At 39.1% G+C, this 23,573-nt stretch carries 16 protein-coding genes; 7 read left to right on the plus strand and 9 right to left on the minus strand.

The window, feature by feature from the left end; translation table 11 throughout:
• Window positions 1-215: 215 nt before the first annotated feature.
• Window positions 216-854, minus strand: a complete 639-nt coding sequence (gene nfuA / locus AC1M9C_RS12615; RefSeq protein WP_035269609.1) for a Fe-S biogenesis protein NfuA — start codon at window positions 852-854, stop codon at window positions 216-218.
• A gap of 159 nt (window positions 855-1,013) precedes the next feature.
• On the opposite strand from nfuA, the gene AC1M9C_RS12620 reads away from it, so the two are divergent.
• The 3 genes from AC1M9C_RS12620 (at window position 1,014) to AC1M9C_RS12630 (ending at window position 4,442) form a co-directional block, all read left to right on the plus strand.
• On the plus strand, window positions 1,014-1,631 hold the full coding sequence (locus AC1M9C_RS12620) for a rhomboid family intramembrane serine protease (protein WP_481953817.1): 618 nt from the start codon (window positions 1,014-1,016) through the stop codon (window positions 1,629-1,631).
• Window positions 1,632-1,787: 156 nt separating this feature from the next.
• Window positions 1,788-2,741 carry an ABC transporter substrate-binding protein gene (locus AC1M9C_RS12625; protein WP_481953818.1) on the plus strand — a complete coding sequence of 318 codons (954 nt, stop codon included), beginning with the start codon at window positions 1,788-1,790 and terminating at the stop codon, window positions 2,739-2,741.
• Between the two features lie 159 nt (window positions 2,742-2,900).
• Window positions 2,901-4,442 carry a hypothetical protein gene (locus tag AC1M9C_RS12630; protein WP_481953819.1) on the plus strand — a complete coding sequence of 514 codons (1,542 nt, stop codon included), beginning with the start codon at window positions 2,901-2,903 and terminating at the stop codon, window positions 4,440-4,442.
• A gap of 74 nt (window positions 4,443-4,516) precedes the next feature.
• Here the strand turns inward: AC1M9C_RS12630 and AC1M9C_RS12635 are convergent, their stop codons facing one another.
• On the minus strand, window positions 4,517-6,139 hold the full coding sequence (locus AC1M9C_RS12635) for an inorganic phosphate transporter (RefSeq protein ID WP_481953820.1): 1,623 nt from the start codon (window positions 6,137-6,139) through the stop codon (window positions 4,517-4,519).
• A 458-nt stretch (window positions 6,140-6,597) separates the two neighbouring features.
• On the opposite strand from AC1M9C_RS12635, the gene metH reads away from it, so the two are divergent.
• A complete protein-coding gene (gene metH / locus AC1M9C_RS12640) occupies window positions 6,598-10,284 on the plus strand; it encodes a methionine synthase (protein WP_481953821.1) in 3,687 nt (1,228 codons plus the stop codon).
• Between the two features lie 533 nt (window positions 10,285-10,817).
• Window positions 10,818-11,426: a hypothetical protein gene (locus AC1M9C_RS12645; protein ID WP_481953822.1), complete on the plus strand. Its 609-nt coding sequence runs from the start codon at window positions 10,818-10,820 to the stop codon at window positions 11,424-11,426.
• Between the two features lie 260 nt (window positions 11,427-11,686).
• Here AC1M9C_RS12645 and AC1M9C_RS12650 read toward each other — a convergent pair whose 3' ends face one another.
• Together AC1M9C_RS12650 and AC1M9C_RS12655 are read right to left on the minus strand one after the other, a co-directional pair.
• Window positions 11,687-13,444, minus strand: coding sequence for a metallophosphoesterase family protein (locus AC1M9C_RS12650; protein ID WP_481953823.1), 1,758 nt, complete (start codon window positions 13,442-13,444; stop codon window positions 11,687-11,689).
• Between the two features lie 335 nt (window positions 13,445-13,779).
• On the minus strand, window positions 13,780-15,900 hold the full coding sequence (locus AC1M9C_RS12655; RefSeq protein WP_481953824.1) for a 3'-5' exonuclease: 2,121 nt from the start codon (window positions 15,898-15,900) through the stop codon (window positions 13,780-13,782).
• A 317-nt stretch (window positions 15,901-16,217) separates the two neighbouring features.
• On the opposite strand from AC1M9C_RS12655, the gene AC1M9C_RS12660 reads away from it, so the two are divergent.
• Window positions 16,218-16,799, plus strand: coding sequence for a hypothetical protein (locus AC1M9C_RS12660; protein WP_481953825.1), 582 nt, complete (start codon window positions 16,218-16,220; stop codon window positions 16,797-16,799).
• A gap of 105 nt (window positions 16,800-16,904) precedes the next feature.
• Entirely contained in the window at window positions 16,905-18,635 is a 1,731-nt protein-coding gene (gene dhaK / locus AC1M9C_RS12665) for a dihydroxyacetone kinase subunit DhaK (protein ID WP_481953826.1), read from the plus strand.
• Between the two features lie 71 nt (window positions 18,636-18,706).
• Here dhaK and AC1M9C_RS12670 read toward each other — a convergent pair whose 3' ends face one another.
• The 5 genes from AC1M9C_RS12670 to def all read right to left on the minus strand — a co-directional run bounded on the left by AC1M9C_RS12670 (window position 18,707) and on the right by def (window position 23,521).
• Window positions 18,707-19,000, minus strand: a complete 294-nt coding sequence (locus tag AC1M9C_RS12670; protein ID WP_481594426.1) for a cold shock domain-containing protein — start codon at window positions 18,998-19,000, stop codon at window positions 18,707-18,709.
• Window positions 19,001-19,070: 70 nt separating this feature from the next.
• Window positions 19,071-20,330, minus strand: a complete 1,260-nt coding sequence (locus AC1M9C_RS12675; protein ID WP_481608775.1) for a glutaminase — start codon at window positions 20,328-20,330, stop codon at window positions 19,071-19,073.
• A gap of 41 nt (window positions 20,331-20,371) precedes the next feature.
• Entirely contained in the window at window positions 20,372-21,589 is a 1,218-nt protein-coding gene (locus AC1M9C_RS12680; protein WP_481953827.1) for a GGDEF domain-containing protein, read from the minus strand.
• Between the two features lie 226 nt (window positions 21,590-21,815).
• On the minus strand, window positions 21,816-22,976 hold the full coding sequence (locus tag AC1M9C_RS12685; protein ID WP_481953828.1) for a GGDEF domain-containing protein: 1,161 nt from the start codon (window positions 22,974-22,976) through the stop codon (window positions 21,816-21,818).
• A gap of 56 nt (window positions 22,977-23,032) precedes the next feature.
• The gene (gene def / locus AC1M9C_RS12690) at window positions 23,033-23,521 is read right to left on the minus strand and encodes a peptide deformylase (RefSeq protein WP_481953845.1); all 489 of its coding nucleotides are present in this window, start codon (window positions 23,519-23,521) and stop codon (window positions 23,033-23,035) included.
• Window positions 23,522-23,573 lie beyond the last annotated feature (52 nt).

Genomic DNA, 23,573 nt, shown 5'->3' on the forward strand with positions numbered 1-23,573 from the left:
TTACCAAAGAATGTGTGGAGAGATCTTGTTCGAATTGTGTCGCATTGTAACAAATGATAATCACTTTGCAATAGATTATGATAACTATTCTCATTTATAGTTTTGTTTTTACATTTCAATTTTATTGATATTACTCATTTTGTTCAGTTTTCATAAAAAAAAGCCCCCTTTTAATGGGAGCTTTTCAAATCAACTTTTGTAAATTTAAAGGCAACTTATTTCATATAAGCGCCTTCTGATTGGCTGTGGTCTGTCTGGTCCACAACACGTTGTAACTCTGGGATATGCTGTTTTAGCGTAACTTCAACACCTTGTTTAAGTGTCACATCAATTGCTGAACACCCTTGACAGCCACCACCAAATTTCAAGACCGCTGTTAAACCATGCTCAGCATCTTCAACCACTTCAACCAATGCACAGTTTCCACCATGCCCTGCTAAACCAGGGTTAATTTCTGACTGTAATACATAGGTTATACGTTCTTCAATCGATGCATCTGGACCTACACGTGGCACTTTCGAGTTAGGTGCACGGAAAGTCAACTGACCACCAAAGCGATCTTTGTTGTAATCAATCACTGCATCCAATAAGTATGGGATTGATGGTGTATCAATATATGCAGCAAATTTTGGATATTCTTGTTTATAGTCGGTTGGAACGACTTCATCTGGTGCACTATACGCCATGCAGCATTCAGCACGTGGTGTACCCGGATGTTCTACGAAAACACGTACCGCGATACCAGGAGTATTTTGCTTCTCTAAAAGTTCAAACAAATACTCTTGCGCAGTTGGTGTAATTAATAAATTTGGAATTTCTTCAGCAACTGCAGTGCTGGTGTTCTCAGTCGACATAACAATTTTTCCTCAAGCTGAAGACTCTATTTTAACTGAAGATCGGGGATAATATTTAAAATTCAACTAAATTTGTCAGAATTATTATATTAATAACAATTAAATTTAAAAAAATGGCATGATGAATAGAATTAAAGCAATTTATTCAATCTTATCCATATGCTTGATTTACCTTTTAATCATACTGTCACCATCGTTTTAATTACGGTTGCCATTTCACTGGTTGCATTTTCCAATCAAAATATTATGAATCGTTTGATTTTTTGGCCTCCAGCCATGCAGAAAGGTCAATACGATCGATTTATCACGCATGGTTTTATACATGCAGATGGAACACATCTACTGTTCAATATGATCACACTCTTTTTCTTTGGAAGTGTAATTGAGAGTTTTTATCGACAATACTTATATGAACTCGGATTTGTTCTGTTCTATTTAGGCGGTTTAATCGCGGCAATTATTCCAAGCTATTTAAAACATAAAAATGATCACCGCTGGGCAAGTCTAGGTGCCTCTGGAGCAGTATCAGCAGTCTTGTTTGCTTATATTTTATTTCAACCATGGAAACTGATATTTGTCTTCTTTATTCCAGTTCCAGCCATTATTTTTGCCGTGCTTTATGTTGCTTATAGTATTTGGTCAGGTAAACGTGGAAACAGTAACATCAACCACAGTGCACATTTATGGGGTGCAGCCTACGGTGTCGTAGTTACGATATTGATTGAACCTCAAGTTATTCCACATTTCTTCAGCAAGTTGCTTCAACTACCTTTCTAATTCTTTGATCATTGCGGAGGGTTAAAACACTCCGCACAAATACCCTTAAATTAAAAGTTGATGCTGGTAAATAAATCAAAAACACAGATTCAACAATGATAATGATTATCATTTATATATTTATGTTAAGCTTTTATCAAACCTCGAGGTATTGATATGACTTACATTAAACTTCCATTGGCACTCATTCTTTCATTCAGTGCCTTTGTTTCATATGCTCAACCTGTTCAATTCACTTATCAAGATCAAACTATTCAACTTCAAAATACACCACAGAAGCTGGCTGTTTACGAACTATCCGCGTTGGATACACTGAATGCTTTAGGTATTCAAGCATCAATCGTACCCGAAACTACTTTTGTTGGTGCTTTGAAAAAATTTAATGACAAACAATATTTAAAAGTTGGATCTTTATTTGAACCCAACCAAACCTTATTAAAAGAACAAAAGCCAGATCTCATCATTGTCGGCGGGCGTTCTGCCGCGAAATTAGATGAGGTCAAAAAAATTGCACCTGCAATCAACCTCTGGCCTGATACTCAAAACTTCAATCAAGACCTGAAAAATCGCACACTTTTTTTAGCAAAAATGTTTAATAAGGAACAACTCGCACAATCTAAATTAGATCATGTCTATGCCCTTCAAGCACAACTTAAACAACTCACTAAAGGTAAATCCGGCCTGATGCTTTTTGCCAAGGGTGATAATTTCATGCCACATGCAAGCAATGAAAGATTTGGATTCGCCTATGATATTTCTGGCTTAAAGTCAGTCGTACCGACTGCAGCACCTCAAACCTCAAGTGCTCGACCTGCTCCAAACTCCCCAGAAGCTCGTGCTGCCGCGCAACGCAATTTAGAGCGTCTAGAACAAGCAATAAAACAAAATCCTGATTTCATCATTGTGTTAGACCGTGGTGCTGTAAACACACAAAACTATGCTGCGAAACAACATATTCAATCACATCCATTACTCAAGAATAGTCAAGCAGTCAAAGAGAATCGTGTCATCTTTGTTGATGCCGATGCCTGGTATTTAACGGGCGCTGGCTTAGATAACACTGCATTTATGTTAGAAGAATTGATCAATGGTATAAAAAATACTAAATAATTGATTTTATTTATAAAGGAAGTCTTTGGCTTCCTTTTTTTAGAAATATCTCGTAATAATTCAATCAATATCTGGTAATTAATGCCACCTAGATCATTAATTTTGTCAGGATAATGTAGGCATCCGCGAATTTATTCATTTTTTTTTGAGATTTTTTGCATGTCTAATCAACCTGATGGTTTACAATTTTCCTCTAACACGTCCTCTAAACCCAGCAGTTCAAAATCAGGCCAACGCATCGTCAGTGCGGCATTACAACAGATTCAGCCAGAATACGCTGATGCAGTTATCAATGAAAAGAATTGGCGCAAATCCTATCCGATTCATTTTAAACGGTTGGTAGAATGTGGGCTCTCATCACCTGAAGCTGCGCTGCGCATCGCTCAAGATGGACTTCAACAAGCTTATGAAGAGTTTAGTTTTCAACGTGATCAACATACACACGCATTGAATGAAGTGATGAATCTTAAATCAAAAGATTTAAATACCTACACACTTCAAGGAAACTCTACTGCTGAGCCACAATGGTTTGTACCTTATCAGGGTAAAAATTTAGAAGATCAAGCCCTACTCGAGCAAATTCAACTTTGGTTAGACCGAGGCATTATAGAAGCATCACATGCTCAGGCATTACAAGCGTGTGTGAAACATCCAGAGTGGTTTGACCTTTCGGATCGAACAATGGTGCTGTTTGGTGCAGCTTCTGAAGCAGGACCTTTACCTTGGCTGGCGAAATGGAAAGCCAATATCGTGGCGCTTGATTTAAATCATGAGCGAGTATGGACAAAGATTTTGAATACTGTTCTGCAAGGCAATGCGACCTTATACGCTCCAAGTGTCGAATCAATAGATTCATCTGCATCTATACGTGAAGCTGCAGAGCGTTTAGGCGTTAACTTATTAACAGATACCCCTGAGATTGCACATTGGCTCACCCAGTTTGATCAAGATTTAGATCTTGCCGCGATTGCGTATTTAGATGGCGAAAAGCACGTTCGTGTTTCTATGGCGATGGACGCCATTATGCAACATGTCAGCCAACAAAAATCCAATACCAGTTTAATGTATATGTGTACGCCCACTGACGTCTACGCTGTACCACAGGAAGTTATTCAAGGTGGATTAGATAAGTTTAAATCACGCTCTAAACTTGAAAATATTCTGTCTAAGAGTATTTCAACTGTCTCTCGTGATTATTTTTTCAAACAAAATGAAGAACGCTTATTCCAATGTCATGATAAACAGTATGGGATATGTGACTGTCTTGTGGTAGAACAAGGTCCAAATTATGCGTTGGCGAAAAGGATTCAACAATGGCGCGCTACGTTAGCACGGTCACAAGGTCAACGTGTCAGCATTAATATTGCTCCATCGACCACCACACATTCGGTAACCAAAAACCCATTATTAAAAGCTGCTTTCAATGGTGCCAATTTGTTTGATGTTGAAGCGTTTGAACCCGCGACGACCAATGCGATTATGGCTGCGTTGTGGATTCATGATTTGAGAAACCCACAGTCGGTTGCCAATCCTGACATCGCCCTCAATCATCCATTAGACTTAATCATGCATGGTGCTAATCATGGGGGGTTATGGCGTGTAGCATATCTCGCACGCACCGCCCTACCATTTGCCGCATTATATGGTTTTGCTGAAGAAAAACTCCCCTTGAAAAAACTTTGGTCTAAATTCCAAAAATAAGCGACATAAACAATTGATCATAAAAAAAGCGCTGATTGTTCAGCGCTTTTTTAATCTTTAAGTATTGATTTCAATCAGGTGAACTGAAGGAACAACCAGAATAAACCACCTGACAAACAGATTGTTGCTGGCAGTGTGAAAATCCACGCTGATAAGATTGTGCGAACCATTTGGAAGTTTAAGCCCGACTTATTCGCAACCATCGTACCTGCTACAGCAGAGTTTAAAACGTGTGTTGTTGACACTGGCATACCAAAGCCATCAGCAGCAGCAATCGTTGACATTGCAACTAACTCTGCAGACATCCCCTGACCATAAGTCATGTGTTGTTTACCAATACGCTCACCAACGGTAACAACAATACGTTTCCAGCCTACCATCGTCCCTAGACCTAATGCCAATGCAGTCGCAACTTTCACCCATGTTGGAATGTATTGAAGGAATGAATCTAAGTTATCACGGTAGTTGTCCACTGTTTTTTCTTGCGCTTCAGTCATGGCAGGTAAAGCTTCTGCTTTATCTAAACGCTTGAATGCAGTCGTGCTGAGGTACATATCATTACGGAATTCAGCTACTTGATCTTCAGGAACATCTTTAATGGATGTGTAGCTTCCTACTTTTTCACCTAAATGATCCGTTAAACTTGCCAAAGCTGGCACAACTTCAGGCGTGATTTCTTTGGTTTGGATATATGACGTGATAATTTCACGCGCTTTTTCATCTGGAATATCTTGGTGATTTGGATAAATCAAATCAGCAGTTTGAGCAGATAACTGACCAAACGTTTGGATATGTTGTTGATCTAGACTCTTGTTTAAAGAGTAAGCCAATGGCACGATCCCGATCAGAATCAACATAATCAGACCCATACCTTTTTGGCCATCATTTGAGCCGTGTGCAAAACTTACACCGGTACACGTGAAAATCAAAATGGCACGAATAAGTGGCGGCGGCGGTTTATTCCCTTCTGGTGGTTGGAATAATTCCACTTGTTTCTTAAAGATTTTTTTAACCAATAAGAACAATACAGCCGCAAATGCAAAACCGATTAATGGTGAGAATAAAAGTGCTTTACCCACTTTCATCACCTGTTCCATGTCTATACCTGACGCACCATTACCTGCGTTTAAGATGTAGTTCATGATTCCCACACCTAAAATCGAACCGATCAGTGTATGAGAGCTAGAAGCAGGGATACCGAGGAACCAAGTTCCTAAGTTCCATACGATTGCGGCAATCAACATGGCAAAGACCATGGCAAAACCAGCACCTGAACCGACGTTCATAATCAATTCAACAGGCAATAGCGCGATAATACCGTAGGCAACTGCACCACTTGCGACCATTACGCCAAGGAAGTTACAGAAGCCTGCCCACATTACAGCGACAGGTGCAGATAAAGCGTTGGTATAAATAACTGTTGCCACAGCATTGGCCGTGTCATGGAAACCGTTAACGAACTCGAAACCCAATGCGATAAACAATGCCGTGGCCAACATGATCACAGCATAAAGATTTAAAGCAGGCACATGAGATAAATCAGCAGCCAACTGAAAACCAATGTAAATCAAGGTTGAAACAATCAGTGTAAGGAACACTGGCATAAAGAATTTCGGCGTTGGCACGTGAACATTCGTCGACTGCATAGGCGTTGACGATTGTGCTGAATCTGAAACTGGAGTTTGATTAGAATTCATGCAAGCAGAGAAAGAGGATAAATATCCCCTCTATTGTTCAATTTAATTATTACAATTATATGACAAAGAGCTGTCATATAAGTCATCCAAACGACACTTATTTAAGAAAATTAAACTTTAAAAACAACCAATATTCAAAATTTATCAATAATAATCAGATAGTTAATACAAAATCCTCGTCTTTAATCTTTATTTCAATCGGTAATTAAATAGATGAAATAAAGATGACATCACTGTCACATTTGTTACAACGGCAGTTATTATTACATTAGATTATGACAACATGATGAAATATAGACAGTTTCAGTTTTGATAGATTGATCATCGTAGTTGATGGATGAAATTCATCCTTAATTTTTTGGGAATAGGTTCATAAATTTTTATTTATCAGAAAAGTGGACGTAACTCTGCTAAAATATTGCACCATTATTTGTGCAGATTTTTGTGAGAGTCATTTGATGTCTACCCTCGCCACCTTAAAAGCGCTTCTTGCCAAACGTATCCTGATTATTGATGGTGCAATGGGTACCATGATCCAACGCCACAAATTGGAAGAAGCTGATTACCGTGGTGAACGTTTTGAGGATTGGGCCTACGACCTTAAGGGTAATAACGACTTATTGGTTCTAACTCAGCCACAGATTATTCAAGGCATTCATGAAGCTTATCTTGAAGCTGGAGCAGATATTATTGAAACCAACTCGTTCAATGGAACGCGTGTTTCAATGTCTGACTACCATATGGAAGATTTGGTTCCTGAGATTAACCGTGAAGCAGCTCGAATTGCCAAAGAAGCATGTAAAAAATATTCAACACCTGAAAAGCCACGTTTTGTTGCGGGCGTATTAGGACCAACGTCACGTACCACTTCAATTTCACCAAATGTAAATGATCCGGCATTCCGTAACATCACCTTTGATGAGTTAAAAGTTAACTACATTGAAGCGACTAAGGCATTGATTGAAGGTGGTGCAGATATCATCTTGATTGAAACGGTCTTCGATACCCTAAATGCCAAAGCTGCGATCTTTGCAGTGAAAGAAGTGTTTAAAGAAATTGGTTACGAACTGCCAATTATGATTTCGGGCACCATTACCGATGCATCTGGGCGTACACTCACAGGTCAAACCGCAGAAGCATTCTGGAACTCAATGCGCCATGCAGAGCCTTTATCGATTGGCTTTAACTGTGCACTGGGTGCAGATGCGATGCGTCCACACGTCAAAACCGTGTCTGACGTTGCGGATACTTTTGTTTCAGCGCATCCAAACGCAGGCTTACCAAATGCCTTCGGTGGTTATGATGAAACTCCTGAAGAAACTGCAGCATTTATTAAAGAATTTGCTGAAAGTGGCTTAATTAACATTACGGGTGGTTGTTGTGGTACGACGCCGGATCATATTCGTGCGATTGCGCAAGCGGTTGAAGGTATTGCACCGCGTCAAATCCCTGAAATTGAACCTGCATGTCGTTTAAGTGGTTTAGAGCCATTTAACATTACTAAAGATTCATTGTTTGTGAACGTCGGTGAACGTACCAACGTGACAGGTTCTAAAAAATTCTTACGCCTGATTAAAGAAGGTAACTTCACTGAAGCTTTAGATGTTGCTCGCCAACAAGTTGAAGCCGGTGCGCAAATCATCGACATCAACATGGATGAAGGGATGCTGGATTCGCAAGAAGCGATGGTGCATTTCCTGAATCTGATCGCGTCTGAGCCTGATATTTCACGTGTGCCAATCATGCTTGACTCTTCTAAATGGGAGATCATTGAAGCAGGTTTGAAATGCGTCCAAGGTAAAGCGGTTGTAAACTCAATTTCCTTAAAAGAAGGTTATGACGAGTTTGTCGAACGTGCTCGCCTCTGCCGTCAGTACGGTGCGGCAGTCATTGTCATGGCGTTTGATGAAAATGGTCAAGCGGATACAGCTGAACGTAAAAAGGAAATCTGTAAGCGCTCTTACGATGTCTTAGTCAACGAAGTGGGTTTCCCATCTGAAGATATTATTTTTGACCCGAACGTGTTTGCGGTCGCAACAGGTATTGAAGAACACAACAACTACGGTGTGGACTTCATTGAAGCAACCGGTTGGATTAAACAAAACCTGCCAAATGCGATGGTGTCAGGCGGGATCTCAAACGTATCGTTCTCATTCCGTGGTAATGAACCTGTTCGTGAAGCGATCCATGCGGTGTTCTTGTATCACGGCATTCAACAAGGCTTAACCATGGGGATCGTCAACGCAGGTCAGCTTGCAATTTACGATGACATTGATGCTGAGCTGAAAGAAGCCGTTGAAGATGTGGTGCTGAACCGTAACCAAGGCGCAAGCGGTCAAGAAGCGACTGAAAAACTGCTTGCTGTTGCAGAAAAATACCGTGGTCAAGCGGGTGCGCAAAAAGCAGAAGAAAATCTTGAATGGCGTAATGAACCTGTTGAAAAACGTCTTGAATATGCGCTTGTAAAAGGTATTACGACTTATATTGATGAAGATACCGAAGAGGCACGTTTAAAATCAGCGCGTCCACTCGACGTGATTGAAGGCCCGCTCATGGCAGGTATGAACGTGGTGGGTGACCTGTTCGGTGCCGGCAAAATGTTCTTACCACAAGTGGTGAAATCTGCACGTGTGATGAAACAAGCCGTGGCTTGGTTGAATCCGTTCATTGAAGCAGAAAAAACCCAAGGCGAAGCCAAAGGTAAAATCTTGCTTGCTACTGTTAAAGGCGACGTACACGACATCGGTAAAAACATCGTAGGTGTGGTACTTGGCTGTAACGGTTATGACATCGTTGACCTTGGCGTGATGGTACCGTGTGAGAAAATCTTACAAACAGCGATTGATGAAAAAGTTGACATCATCGGTTTATCAGGTTTGATTACACCGTCATTGGATGAAATGGTTTTTGTTGCCAAAGAAATGCAACGTAAAGGCTTTAACATTCCACTCATGATTGGTGGTGCGACCACGTCTAAAGCGCATACCGCTGTGAAGATTGCACCGCAATATCACAATGATGGCGTGTACTACACTGCCGATGCTTCTCGTGCTGTGGGTGTTGCAACACAGCTTTTATCTGCGGACATGAAACCTCAATTGGCAGCGGACTATGCTGCGGATTATGAAAAAATCCGTACTCGTCTTTCCAACAAGCAACCAAAAGCGGCGAAGCTATCTTATGCTGAATCGGTTGAAAATGGTTTCAAGATTGACTTTGAAAAGCATGCACCTGTTAAACCAAACTTCATTGGTTCTGAAACATTCACCAACTATCCTTTAGAAACTTTGGTGGAATATTTCGACTGGACACCATTCTTTATTTCTTGGAGCTTGGCGGGCAAATTCCCGAAAATCCTTGAAGATGAAGTGGTGGGCGAAGCAGCACGTGACTTGTATGAACAAGCACAAGCGATGCTGAAAGACATTATTGACAATAAACGTTTCGATGCACGTGCAACATTCAGCATTTACCCTGCCAACCGTGTGGCGGCAGATACTATTGCGGTGACTGATGAAAATGGCAATGTGACCCATACCTTCGAACATCTTCGTCAGCAGTCTGACAAAGTGACTGGTAAAGCAAACTTCTCATTGGCTGACTTCATTGCACCGAAAGATGTCGCGCAAGATTACTTGGGTGGTTTCACGGTTTCGATCTTTGGTGCAGAAGAACTTTCGCAAGAATACAAAGCCAAAGGTGATGACTATAACGCGATTATGGTTCAAGCCTTGGGTGACCGTTTTGCAGAAGCCTTTGCAGAGCACTTGCACCAACGTATTCGTAAAGAGTTCTGGGGCTACCAAGCTGATGAACAGCTTTCAAATGAAGAATTGATTAAAGAGAAGTATGTGGGTATTCGTCCTGCACCGGGCTACCCTGCTTGTCCTGAACATTCTGAAAAAGCGCCATTGTTTGATTGGTTAGGTACAACTGAGAAGATGGGCACTTACCTGACTTCGAGCTTTGCGATGTGGCCACCTTCATCAGTGAGCGGTTTCTACTACGCAAACCCTGAAACCGAATATTTTAACGTGGGCAAAATCTCTGGCGATCAGTTGGAAGATTATGCGAAGCGTAAAGGTTGGACGTTGGATGAGGCGAAACGTTGGTTAGCACCAAATTTGGATGATTCAGTGGTTTAATTGATTTTAGAATCCCCCTAGCCCCCTTTAATAAAGGGGGAACTAAAAATCCCCTCAAAAGAGGGGATTTTTTTGTTTTCTAATCTATGAATCCCCCTAAAGCCCCTTTAAAAAAAGGGGGACTTTGAACGAATTTTATGTCAGTTTTCAAATTCGTGTAGCTCCTCCCTTTCTTAAAGCGAGGTTGGGAGGGATTTATTGATTAATAATGCAATTTAAGTGATATCATTCAAACTTTCAAAATATACATATAGAAAAATGAATAATTTGTGTGCACTTTGCCATGAAGCTAAAGAGTTAAAAGAAAGTCATATTATCCCCAAATTCGTTGGGAATTGGCTTAAAAAACTAGCGCAACTGGATATCTTCGAAACATAGATAATATCAATAAAAGACAACAAGATATCATTAAAGAGTCGTTATTATGTGCCGATTGCGAACTACTTTTTTCCAATTGGGAAAAACAATTTTCTGAAAAAATATTTATCCCTTTTTTAGATCAAAATATTTATATTAGTGAATATAAAGATTGGTTGGCAAAATTCTGTGCCTCACTCTCATGGAGAACATTAATCTATATTAAAAAGAAAAATTCTAACTTTGAAAATGAAAGTAACTATTTCGTAGATCAGATCACTCGAGCTGAAATTAATTTAAGAAACTGTCTTTTAAGTAAACAAAATAATCTCTATCAATATGAACAACATATTTTTCCCTTATCTGCAATTGATACTCCTCCTCAATCATTAAATTTACCAATCAATATAAATAGGTATTTCCTCAGAAGTATTGGCGTGGACGTTTTACAAGGAGATAAAAATATTTATATATTTACCAAACTTCCAACTTTTCTCATCTTAGGTATCGTTAATTCTAATTTTTCATCAAAAATGAGAGCAAGCAGAGTTTCCTTAAAGCAAGGAATATGTAAACCTTCCGCTCTTACAATACCTGAATATCTAATCGGATACATGAGAAATAAAGCATTAGAAATTCAAGAAAAAAGAAGCAATATGAATCCTGACCAACAAGATAAAGTAGAGAAAATAGCTTTAGATAATCTTGATAAGACTACCGATTCAAAATCCTTTGAAGCAATCATGCATGATTATAATATTTTTGGTGATTCTATATTTAAATAATCCTTTTCAACATCTCTAAAAAGAGGAGCAACACGAATTTACTGACATCATTTAATTCGTGAAAAGTCCCTCTTTCTCAAAGATGAGAAACATTGTTTCGCAAGAGGGAGATTCAATTATTAAAAACAATCCAAAGCCCAAAATCCACCGACTTATATTTTAAATCTGTCAGCAAGAGTACTCAGGATTATCGTCATTCATTTAAAATAAAAAATGCTAAGAATATTACCATCCTTAGCATTTTAATTAGCTTGTAAAACTTACATCTTTTTATTTACACGTACCACTTTGCTATACATACGCTCTTCAAACTTGTTCATAAACTCACCAGCTGTATTAGTGACAGGTAATGAATAACGAGGGCGAATTACAATCTCATATTGATTCAGCGCAGGTTGTGGTAAAACTTCAACCTCGACAAAGCCATAGTGCTTACCACCTTCAATCATTTTCTTGCCTGCCCACATTTCTGGTGCATCACCATGTGCGCTCCAATGAGTACGCTGTGCTTGTTCAGGCAATAAGTCAAATGGTACATAAGTCGTTGTCGGGAAATAGCCCGGGCCACGTAAGCCATCGCCAGAGATCCCTACATCCCAATAATGCACGCCATCAAGTTCAACCGTTTCAAGCAATTCATTATGACCTGAGAATACCGCTGTTACGCCATATTGTTTCATCAAATCATGATAAACACGCATTGGCAGACCCGATTGTGAATCTTCATTTTTTGCAATACCTGCACTGCCCGATTTTAAGCTATGGACACCTGTACCATATGCCATATGGTGCCATTGCACAAAAATCACTTGCCCTTTCGAACGTGCATCGGCCAATTGGCTCACAGCCCATTGCCATTGCTCAGAACCTTGGTTGAAATCAGGCACATTCGATGCAACGCCATCAATCGCTAAGTTGGTATCTTTTGCAGGATCAGCATCATTACCATTTGATGAGTCTAACGTAATTACAGTTACAGGGCCGTAATCTATACGATAGTAGCGCTTATCATATTCTGCATTGCTTGCATTATTGGTTGGTAAATCCCAATAGCTATCCCACTTATCATACGAGCGTTTTACTGCACCCGAACCATAGCTTGCACCTGTCGGTTGCCAATAGTTTTCATGATTACCAAGTGCAGGTAAAATAGGGGCACGCGACGCTAAAGTACCCCATTCCCCCGCACTATGACGCCAAAATTCATCCCAGTCTAATTGGCGTCCGCCTTTTTCAACCAAGTCACCTGCAATCATCCAAAAATCAGGTTTAGATTTTGCCGCATAATTTAAAGTTTGTTTATAACCTGTGGTTTGGTCAATGATGTAATCACGTGCTTGACTCGCTGGGTCAGTATCCAATTTCCAGCCATTAATACTTAAAGCACTTGCTGCCCATTTTACTTTTTTCGCAGTCGATTCTGGCTCAGTTTCCATATCCGACATGACAACAAACTTCACTTTTGCTTGCTCACCAAGTTTTGGTGCAGTTTTTAACTCAGATTTAAAGATGTTACCCGCTTGGTTGACGCTATAGTTATAGACTTGATTTGCATCTAAATCTGTTACACGAATCATATGACGATACGGTAATTGTGGTGCAGTATCTTTGGCTACATTAGGGTGGATGAGTCCTAAATTTTTTGCACTATCGTGGATATAGCTCACTTCACTTGCAGCATATTGTAAAGCAGTCGCTTGTACAGGTTCTGATTTAAACTTACCTACGCCTTCAACTTCAAGCTCACCTGGTGTGGCACTTTGTGAAAACCACATCACTGTCATGCTGTTATCTGTAGGGTTTTGTAGATAGGGTTTTACACGAAAATCGTTTGCAATCACCACAGGTGGTTCTGGTTTTGGCTCTGTTGTAGGTGGTTCAAGTTCTACAGGTGGTGTCGGAACAGGATTAGTTTCCACATTGGATGGCTGGTCATTACTACCACCACCACAACCAGCAAGTAGACCTGCTAAACATAAAGATATAAATAATTGCTTTTGGCGAGTTCTGAGCAGCATAAGAAGGTACGATCAGTCTAAATTTGGCATGACTATAGACTTGCTGCATTTAAATCCAATGAAGCTTCCATGACACTTTTATGAATGAATCTCTATCATAATTTAAAAAATGACCCATCTTTTGCTGATGATTTCTACACCACTCTCTAAACCTCCCCCCTTATCTATACATGTAATACATTGATTCAAAGTATCTTTTTTCATCCTCAATTTAAGTAATATACAAATATTGTAAGTATCTTATGATCAAATTTTTCTTGAATAATGCAGTCAATACAGATGGGCATTCTGACTAAAGGTAGATCCCCATTAAGAAAAATAGCGAGAATTTAACATTATTCAATTAAACGTAATTTCTTTAAACGTGCCCGAATCCCACCTACTTTTCTGTTATGCCTTTTCGCAATTTCTTTAATCGGTAGCTTTTCATCCATAAAAGCATCAATTAATCTGACTTCTTCATCTTCCGTCCATTTCTGCCCAATCATACTCTCAGCTTCAGATTCTTCTTTATCTGTATCAGGTTCAACAGTATCCGACTTTTCTACTCTCACCTCTACCGATGCTTGTGCCTGTTCAACAATTGTCTGATTTTTCTCATGAATCTCTCTGACATCAGCCAAAAAGCCTTTATCCTCACAGCCTAAAATAAACAGCTTATTTTGCGCACGTGTCATTCCCACGTATGCCAATTTACGCTCAGAATCGACATCTCGGTTTTCACCAAGGCGTGGCATATAATCCATCCCGACAAAAAACACATAAGGGAACTCTAAACCTTTAGAAGATTCCACATTCATAATTTTGATGGTGTTTTTCTGTAAATCTAAGGCTTTTTTCTCGGCACTACTAAAAATAAAGTCAGCTTTTGTTTCAGGTAAATACGTGGCTAATTTGGTATTTAACTCCGCAATAAATACATCATATTCAGCCGATTTGGCTTGTAACACCGCAATATCCCGAGCTGAGATACCAGACTGAATCAATTGTCTGATTTTTCTGGCAATTAAATCTGCCAAATGACGTACATCATTTTGATGATAAATACTTGGGTATTCGCCTGCCTTACATTCACCTGTATCTGGGTCTAGTACACGGTCATAATCATCTTGGCTATTTTGCAAACTCTCTAACTGTTTTGGGTTTAAAAAGGCTTTTGCAATGTCCAAAATTTCTTTGGTATTCCGGTAGCATTTTGAGAGTTCTACAGGCTTTTTCCCTTGTACTTGTAAGCCAACTGAACGCCAACTTGGTTTTTTTCGGTTAAAAATATTCTGTGCAGGGTCATAGCAAAATAAAATATGATTGCTTTCTTCCTTAACTAATTTAGACAGTCCAATAATCCACTCTTGGGCAAAATCCTGCCCTTCATCAATCAAAATCGCATCATATTTTTGAGTATCAGATAATAAATTTTGCTCAATATAATCTAATAAAATTTGCCCGACACGGCTGTTATAGTCTGATTGTTTTTCTTTCGGTAGCATCGACAAATTCGCCTGAGTAATTTGCTTGACGAGGCTATGAAAGTTTAAAACATCAATATGTTGGGCACATTCTTCACCAAACAAATGTTTAAGATGATTACACAAGGAATTATTATAACAAACCACCAAAATTTTATGGTCTGGGTAAATAGTTTTTAAATATTTGGCACGACACGCCAACACCAAGGTTTTACCACTACCAGCCACACCTTTTAAAATACGATGACCATCCCCAATATTCTTTGCAATCGACTCTTGTGATAAATCGAGTGCTTTTACATCTTGTGGTTCAACTGCAAACAATTCATCTTGGGTAAATTTATTCACCCGAATTTCAGGAAAGATCAGGTAACGTAACAATTTTTCTTCTGTCTGCGTCAAAGGCACAAAAGGAAATGATACATCCCGAAAAGCCTGAATGAGTTTGTGTTTAAAAGTTTTATTCTCGGTAACTAAGCGTAGATCTTCTTTAAAAATAGTTTTATGCGGTGTCGTAATTGAAGGCAAACTTAAATGAATTTCATCGGCTTCTTCTTTTTTTAGTTCTGTATAAATCACACAACTGCTAATTGGAAATTTAACATTACCCTGATATACACCTTCAGCCTGTACAAATGCAGAGGTTTGCTTAAATTGATTTAAAATATTGAGCATGCACTTTCTTACCTGCTGCTCAGGGTTCGCTACAGTAATGCTTTGTTGCTGATTTTTATTATAAAAACGCCCTGTAAATTTTTCAGGGTTTAAGGTTTCAAACCGTTCTTTTGACCAATCTTTAACTTCAATGACGACTAGGCCATGCTCAGGTAACCATACAATAAAATCGGTATAGCGATTTAAGGCTTTCGGTTCATGCCAAATGATCGCATGTTCATCTTTAAATACGTGTTCGAGCAATTGATAGACTTTACGTTCCCCACTACTCGCAGATTTTAATTGTTGAATGCTAGTAGGAATTAGTTCAGCCACAATGTAAAATTCTCTTAATAATTTTTAATAGAATAATACATTAAATCGTATAGAAAAATATATTCAACATCAGTATGAATCACTAGATGAATGACTTGATTTTGAATATATTTCATTCTCAGCCTAACGACTAAAATGCAGGGAATAAATTGAAGTTAATGATATAAATTTCTATTAAGTCATTAGAATACTTTATTCAAATAAAAGTAAAAAATATGAGTGTAAATAAAACGCCCTACCACTTTGTGCTCATTTTCTTCTACCTTCAAACATTACTGGGCTTTCCCATGCACATAGAGATAGAGCTAAACTAAAAAATGCTTAAGCTTCTTTCACAATTCATCACCGCTCAACAGCTTGCGAAAATAATAACATTGAGCATTTTTCTGCTATTCGCCTTTATGATTTGGTTTCTCATCCAAAGCTCTACACATCAGCATGTCGAATTAAAAAGCTATAAAACATTAAATACTTCGATTTTGGAAAAATACCAAGTCTATAAACGCAAATTAGATGATAGTCCATACCTTATGATCAGTAAGAATAGTGAAATCAAATTTGCATTTTATTGTGACTCCTTTATTCAAACCATCTGTGATAATGAGTCTATAAACTCTGGTAATAAAATTATTGTCGAACATGCAAAAATTGTCACGATTAAAAATTATAAATTTATTCAATCTCTTAAAACCCATGATTTATCTGAGCCTTATGATATAAATTATGAAGTAAGCCCTGATCAATTAATCTCACATTATCAACAAAATAATAACGGTCTAACCCTGACACTTTTTCTCGTTTTTTTCAGTATTTTTGGGACTATCTTTGCAATGTCTTATGGTAGATTAGAAGAAAAAATAATGATTAAACTTTCTAAGTTTGCTCACCATTCCAAGTAATCTCAAACAATTCAAAGTGTTTTAACATTTTTAGATCAGCAAATGTTTCAAGTTTAGTGAATAATTAATACTTATTAATGAAATTACCAAAAGTTTGATATTTCCATGAAAAAACTCATCAACCACCCTGAAAACTTGGTTGTCGACATGTGCAAAGGCTTTGTCTTGGCACACCCAGAACTTGCATTCACTGAATCACACAAAATCATTTCAAGAAAAGAAAAACATAACAATGTTGCTCTCATCAGTGGTGGTGGTAGCGGGCACGAACCTGCACATGCGGGCTTTGTCGGTCAAGGCATGTTAGACGCTGCCGTATGTGGCGATGTCTTTGCATCACCTTCACAAATTCAGGTCTATAAAGCACTGCAACACGTCGCAACTGATAAAGGCGTGCTAATGATCATCAAAAACTATTCTGGCGATATGATGAATTTCCAGAATGGTGCAGCTTTAGCCATGGAAGATGGCATCAAAGTCGACTTTGTGAAAGTGGCAGATGATATTGCAGTCAAAGATAGTTTATATACCGTCGGACGTCGTGGTGTCGCAGGCACAATCTTTGTTCATAAGATTGCAGGCGCAGCAGCATCTAAAGGCTTAGAATTAGGTGAAGTTAAAACAGTCGCTCAAAAAGCGGCTGACAATGTCATCAGTTTAGGTTTTGCCTATAGCTCATGTACTGTTCCTGCTAAAGGCACACCAACCTTCACCCTTGCCGATGATGAAATGGAATACGGCGTGGGTATTCATGGTGAACCGGGGATCCGTCGTGAAAAAATCTTGCCAGCAAAAGAACTGGCACAACGTATGGTCGATGACCTGTTTTTAGATCGTCCAGACATGAAAGAAGTTGCAGTATTGATCAATGGCTTTGGTTCTACCCCAATGCAAGAACTGTATCTGTTTAATCATGATGTATGTGAACACCTTGCACATAAGGGCATCAAAATTTACCGTACCTTTGTCGGCAACTACATGACCAGTATCGACATGAATGGCGCATCCATTTCATTACTTGAATTGGATGATGAACTCAAAACATACTTAGATGCCGAAGCCAACACCCCTGCCTTTAAACTTGATGGTTCACCTGCTTTAGCCATTGAGTTTGCAACAAAGAATACTAATGCTCAACAACAAGGTAACAACCAAGTTGAAACTGCAGCAGAACATGCTGAAATTCAAAATGAGCAATTCACCATTGAAAACATGCGCTATGTAGTCGATGTCATGGCAGCATGTATCATTAAAAATGAAGTGCCATTTTGTGAGTTAGACGCACACGCAGGCGATGGTGACTTCGGCATGAGTGTGGCTAAAGGCTTTAAACAACTCAAGAAAGAATGGCAAAGCTTGATCCAAGCACAGCAGATGGATGAATTCTTGCTCAATAGCTCCATGATCATTATGGAACATTGTGGCGGTGCTTCGGGTCCCATCTGGGGTTCTGCATTCCGCGCTGCAAGTAAAGCCATTCAAGGTAAAACCACGTTAAGCGTGGCAGATTTTGCCGATATGCTGCAAGCCGCAGTAAAAGGTATTCAAACCACAGGTGAACGTTCATTTGGACGTGGCGCGGTAGTGGGAGATAAAACTCTCATTGATGCGCTCGTGCCATGCGCAGATTCATGGTCTGCCAACACCGACAAAAGCTTTAAGGAAAACTTTATCTTAGGTGCTCAATCTGCTGTTCAAGGCGCAGAATCGACCAAAGAGATTGTTGCATGTATGGGTCGTGCAGGTACTGTCGGGGATCGTAGCTTAGGCTATCCTGATGCAGGTGCATATGGTTTAGGCGTGATTTTTACCGATATTGCTGATCATCTAAAATAACATCTAAACATGACATAAATGATTGATTAGTTATGTAAAAAAGCCCTGATGATTCAGGGCTTTTTTGCATTTTATTTTTTAAAACTTGACAATAATGCGCTGGTAATCGACTGATTATGTGATGCCACACGAGACTTCTTCGCTTTCGCTGACTGGTCAGCTACACGTTGAATTTTGACTGCTTTTAATTTACCTTGATTTTCAACAACCTGAAATTTGACTCGGTCATTGCGTTTTGGCTCACCTTCATCTGCAGGAAAGTCAGAAATGTGGAAAAAAATATCCTCACCTGCACCACCAATAAAACCAAAACCTTTATCGGCATGATAAATTTTAATTTTGCCTTGCTGGACTTCAGACTTCATAACATTCCCAAAAAACGGTATACAATTTTCAATATTATACACGCATCTTAAAGCGCATCATCTTTGCTGATCACTTTAAATAATCATGCAAATGCTGTTGGACAATGACACGTTTGTGTCCTTTACTTTGTTGTTCCGATAACAATGATTCCGCATCTAAGACCACCACTCTGTGACCATCATCCTGTAGACGTTTCACACCTTCAAATAACATTCGAGCACCGACATCATGGATTAAAGTCAGATGTGTAAGATCAAGCACTACTTTATTTTTACCTACAGGCTCATTCTGTAACTCACGCAAGAACATTTCAGTCTCTGTAAATTGCAAGACACCACGTAGCTCATAAACCACCATGCCATCATCATACTCACGGCGACTTTGGATAATGGTTTGTGCTGAAGGGGTTCCCTCCATTAAATGTAATCCCATATCACTTGATAGACGTTCAAAGATTTCAACACCTCGAACACTGTTGCCATGGCTGTCTAATTTAGGCGAAAAAACCGCAATTCCAACCTGACCTGGTAAGACACCAATGATCCCCCCTGCCACACCACTTTTGGCAGGAATACCAACGGTGGTCAACCAATCTCCAGCTGCATCGTACATACCACACGTCATCATGACGCTAAGTACCTGACGACATACCTGACGATCTAAAATACATTTTCCCGTAACAGGGTCTTTTCCACCATTCGCCAACACACTGCCCATTCGTGCTAAATCTTTCACGGTGACTTTAATTGCACACTGTTGAATATAACCATGAACAATGTGCTCTGGGTCTTCTTCTAGCACGCCGACGGTACGCAACATATATCCAATCGAAAGATTACGAAATGCTGTTTTGAGTTCAGATTGATAGACTTGCTCATCAAAGGTTAATTCGCGCCCACACAGTGCACTCAAGAAACGTCGTAAATGTTCTGCACGTGAAACAGTCTTTTTATGAGGTAATAAAGAATGTGTCGTAATCGCACCCGAGTTAATCATTGGGTTCTTGGGAATCGATCGTTCTTTTTCTAATGAGATTTGATTAAATGCTTCCCCCGAAGGTTCAACACCAACTTTTTCTAATACCTGAGCCAAACCATGTTCTTGAATCGCTAACGCATAAGCAAATGGTTTAGACATTGATTGAATCGTGAACTCAACTTCATCATCCCCTGAAGAATAAATCGTACCATCAATGGTTGAAAGTGCTAAAGCGATACGATTTGGATTGGCAGCTGCCAGTTCTGGAATATAGTCAGCCAATGCTCCTTCGGTATTCGCATGACATTGATCCAATACATGGGCAAGATAATCAGGTACAGGTGTCTTCATTTTTATTCTCTTGGTGATCAATGGAGACCCAAAATAAGATCTCAAATGTTAAATTCAGTTGTCGATATCGTGTCACATCTGACTTGATTACGACCATTTTGCTTTGCAAGATATAGTGCTCTATCCGCCGCACTATAAATCCTTTGCTTTACTTCGTCTGTGTGTAGATGTGGTAAATTTTGTGACATCGCCACGCCAAAGCTTGCCGTCATTTGAATAAAAGTCTCTGAGCTAATCTCAATTTTTTCACTTTCGATCGTTTGACGGCAACGTTCTGCGATGATTAATGCTTCGTCGATATCACCATCTGTCAGTACTAGAACAAACTCTTCACCACCGAGCCGTCCTACTATATCCTCTTCTCGTGTTTGCTGTTTTAAAACGAGAGCAATACGTTTAAGTACAAGATCACCAACATCATGACCATAATTGTCATTAATCTGCTTGAAGAAATCGAGATCTAAGATGATGAAAGCATAGCTGCGATTTTGTTGAATTAACTTACTAATAAACTGATTGATGTAACGACGGTTATAGAGGTTGGTTAACGCATCTTTCTGACTTAGTACTTCAATCTTACGCTCACGTCGTCTCCACTGAGACAAGATCAGCTCAAAAAATACTGCTGAGCACAACAGTATGGGTAAATATAGTACCGCCATACTTTTCAGCCAAAAAGGATTGGCATACAAATTAGATTGATTCAGTGCATCACTAAATAATGGTGCATAAGTCAGTTGACCATTGGCCGTCAGTACTGCCAACCACACAATAATACAAGCAATAATAAAAGAGACGCTATAGATGATGCGCTGTTCATATAACACAAAACCAATTAATACAATATTGACCGTTCCCGCCATCACCGCAGGACTATAAATCCCAACCGTGTATCCCGAAAAAATGACTATCAATCCATAAAATAAGGGGATTAAATAGCCCAAAATTCGGCGAGCAGTAGTATTTTTTCGAAGCATTAAAGCGATTATCAGAAAACACGTGGTGAAAATCACTTGTAAACATGTGGTCAATGTCCGATGAGGATAATATTCTGGATCTAACCAAATTTGATATTCTGAATGGAAAGTTAGGTAGTACCACAACCAATGACCGATGAGCATCAACAGCCCAAATATGAGTAACAGAATCCCTTTATTAAAATTGGACCAGTTAATAATAGAACGATCAGATTCTAACAAGACATATTTGATAGCTTGCAATAAACTGCGCTGTTGTTGTACTTCATTCTCTCGAGTCATCATCTAATTGTATTATCGAAGATTCATATTTATTTTTATTAAAATTTGGATGTATTCAGCGATCATGTCAATGCGCTTTAAGCATTAAAAAGACTGCTTTATCGTTCAGAACAATTTATGGTATGAATTTGATGATCACTGACCAAAACAAAAGCATTGCTATAAAAAACCTAAGCGTATGTTTCTCTATAGTTAGTAGTACCACAACCGAAATTTAATCATTGAATTAAGCTGAATGATATAACTGTACCTGATTTCGTCCGCTTTCTTTGGCAATATATAAAGCGTGATCTGCACAATGCGTAATGACATCTTGATCAGATAACTCATGGGATAATGCAATACCAAAGCTTGCCGTCACATTTAACGAGGTTCCATCATCCAGCACAATCGGCTGCTGTGCAATTGCGTTACGGCAACGTTCTGCAATATCAACCGCTTGATCACGACTGAGATTGTCCAGAATTAATATGAATTCTTCACCACCATAACGTCCAACCGTATCACCAATACGAACATGATATTCCAAACGCGTCGCCACCTGTTTCAGGACTTCATCTCCTGCTGCATGACCATATTGATCATTAATTTGTTTGAAATGATCCAAATCCAATAAGATCACAGCATAATCAGCACGATCCTGCTGAAAATGTGATAACACTTCATTGATTTGACGACGGTTATAAACGTTCGTCAGGGCATCAAATTTACTGCTGGTTTCGAATTGTTTTTCACGACTGCGCCATTGGGTGAGTAAAATCTCAAAGAATAAAACACTCATAAGTAAAATGGGTACGTAGAGCTGTACCATGCTCATGACCCAAAAATCATTTTGGTAAACGATACTTTTATTCAACTCATCACTAAACATAGGTGCATAACGAATTCGATCGATATGCGTCAAGTAACACGTTAATAACGTGTATATCGTAATTGGAATTGCAATCCCATAAATAATTTTACGGCTATAAAATACCAACCCGACCAATACAATACTGATGAACCCTGCCATCGTTGCAGGGCTATAAATTCCAATCGAATACCCTGAATAAATCATGGTCATTCCAAAGAAACTAGGGGCAAAGTAAGCAATGAAGGTTTGAAACTTAACAATATGCTGAAACTTGAAACAACTCCAAAACAGCACAAGATAAATCACGGAGGTCACCAACAATTGGGTAACACGTAATTCAAAATAGTCAGGATTTAACCACTGTGCTTTTTCAGGGGTATAAAAAGCCACAATTAACCAGCGAGCGACCTCAAGTTGGCTTAGAATTCCAAAAAAGAGGATAAGCCGTCCCTTTTTAAAATCACTCCAATTGATCAGCATATTTTGAGGATCAAGGATGTACGTATTGGCCATACGATACAATCGCTTAATCATATGTTGAATCTTCCTGATTAACTTCATTATGTCCTTTTATCTTTTATATTGTCTTTTTAAGCAGCGTGAACTCGCTCTACAAACAAGATCCCATCAAGATGGTCAATTTCGTGTTGAACGATTCGTGCAGGGAATCCTGAAAAAGTCTCAGTAATTTCCTGTCCTTGCATATTACGATAACGGACACGGATTGATGAAGCTCGAGCCACCTCCGCACGTCGATTCTCTACACTTAAACATCCCTCTTCTCCTAAAACAACATGATCAGAACGCTCCAATATTTCAGGATTAATCATGTAAATAGGCTCCATCTCAGGCGCATCGGGATACCGTATATTGGGCTTTGAAGCGACGATAATAATCCTTTTAGAGACATAAACTTGTGGCGCAGCAATACCGACACCATTGCGCTGTTGCATCGTAAAATGCATTGCTTCAACCAGATGCGTTAACCAGGTACTACTAAACTCAAGCTCACTTACCGGCGATGCAACCAACTCAAGGATCACTTCACCTTTTTGAGCAACGGGTAGTATCGTCATAATACATTCATCTCAATTATGATAAGAATTTGATCTTCATAATTTTTTTAAATTT

It is taken from the genome of Acinetobacter sp. 24-47-39 (assembly GCF_056783825.1).

What these genes read in the sequence shown, in the direction of transcription:
- nfuA (WP_035269609.1), bottom strand. Translation starts at nt 854, where the DNA reads ATGTCGACTGAGAACACCAGCACTGCAGTTGCTGAAGAAATTCCAAAT.
- AC1M9C_RS12620 (WP_481953817.1), top strand. Translation starts at nt 1,014, where the DNA reads ATGCTTGATTTACCTTTTAATCATACTGTCACCATCGTTTTAATTACG.
- AC1M9C_RS12625 (WP_481953818.1), top strand. Translation starts at nt 1,788, where the DNA reads ATGACTTACATTAAACTTCCATTGGCACTCATTCTTTCATTCAGTGCC.
- AC1M9C_RS12630 (WP_481953819.1), top strand. Translation starts at nt 2,901, where the DNA reads ATGTCTAATCAACCTGATGGTTTACAATTTTCCTCTAACACGTCCTCT.
- AC1M9C_RS12635 (WP_481953820.1), bottom strand. Translation starts at nt 6,139, where the DNA reads ATGAATTCTAATCAAACTCCAGTTTCAGATTCAGCACAATCGTCAACG.
- metH (WP_481953821.1), top strand. Translation starts at nt 6,598, where the DNA reads ATGTCTACCCTCGCCACCTTAAAAGCGCTTCTTGCCAAACGTATCCTG.
- AC1M9C_RS12650 (WP_481953823.1), bottom strand. Translation starts at nt 13,444, where the DNA reads ATGCTGCTCAGAACTCGCCAAAAGCAATTATTTATATCTTTATGTTTA.
- AC1M9C_RS12660 (WP_481953825.1), top strand. Translation starts at nt 16,218, where the DNA reads ATGCTTAAGCTTCTTTCACAATTCATCACCGCTCAACAGCTTGCGAAA.
- dhaK (WP_481953826.1), top strand. Translation starts at nt 16,905, where the DNA reads ATGAAAAAACTCATCAACCACCCTGAAAACTTGGTTGTCGACATGTGC.
- AC1M9C_RS12670 (WP_481594426.1), bottom strand. Translation starts at nt 19,000, where the DNA reads ATGAAGTCTGAAGTCCAGCAAGGCAAAATTAAAATTTATCATGCCGAT.
- AC1M9C_RS12675 (WP_481608775.1), bottom strand. Translation starts at nt 20,330, where the DNA reads ATGAAGACACCTGTACCTGATTATCTTGCCCATGTATTGGATCAATGT.
- AC1M9C_RS12680 (WP_481953827.1), bottom strand. Translation starts at nt 21,589, where the DNA reads ATGACTCGAGAGAATGAAGTACAACAACAGCGCAGTTTATTGCAAGCT.
- AC1M9C_RS12685 (WP_481953828.1), bottom strand. Translation starts at nt 22,976, where the DNA reads ATGATTAAGCGATTGTATCGTATGGCCAATACGTACATCCTTGATCCT.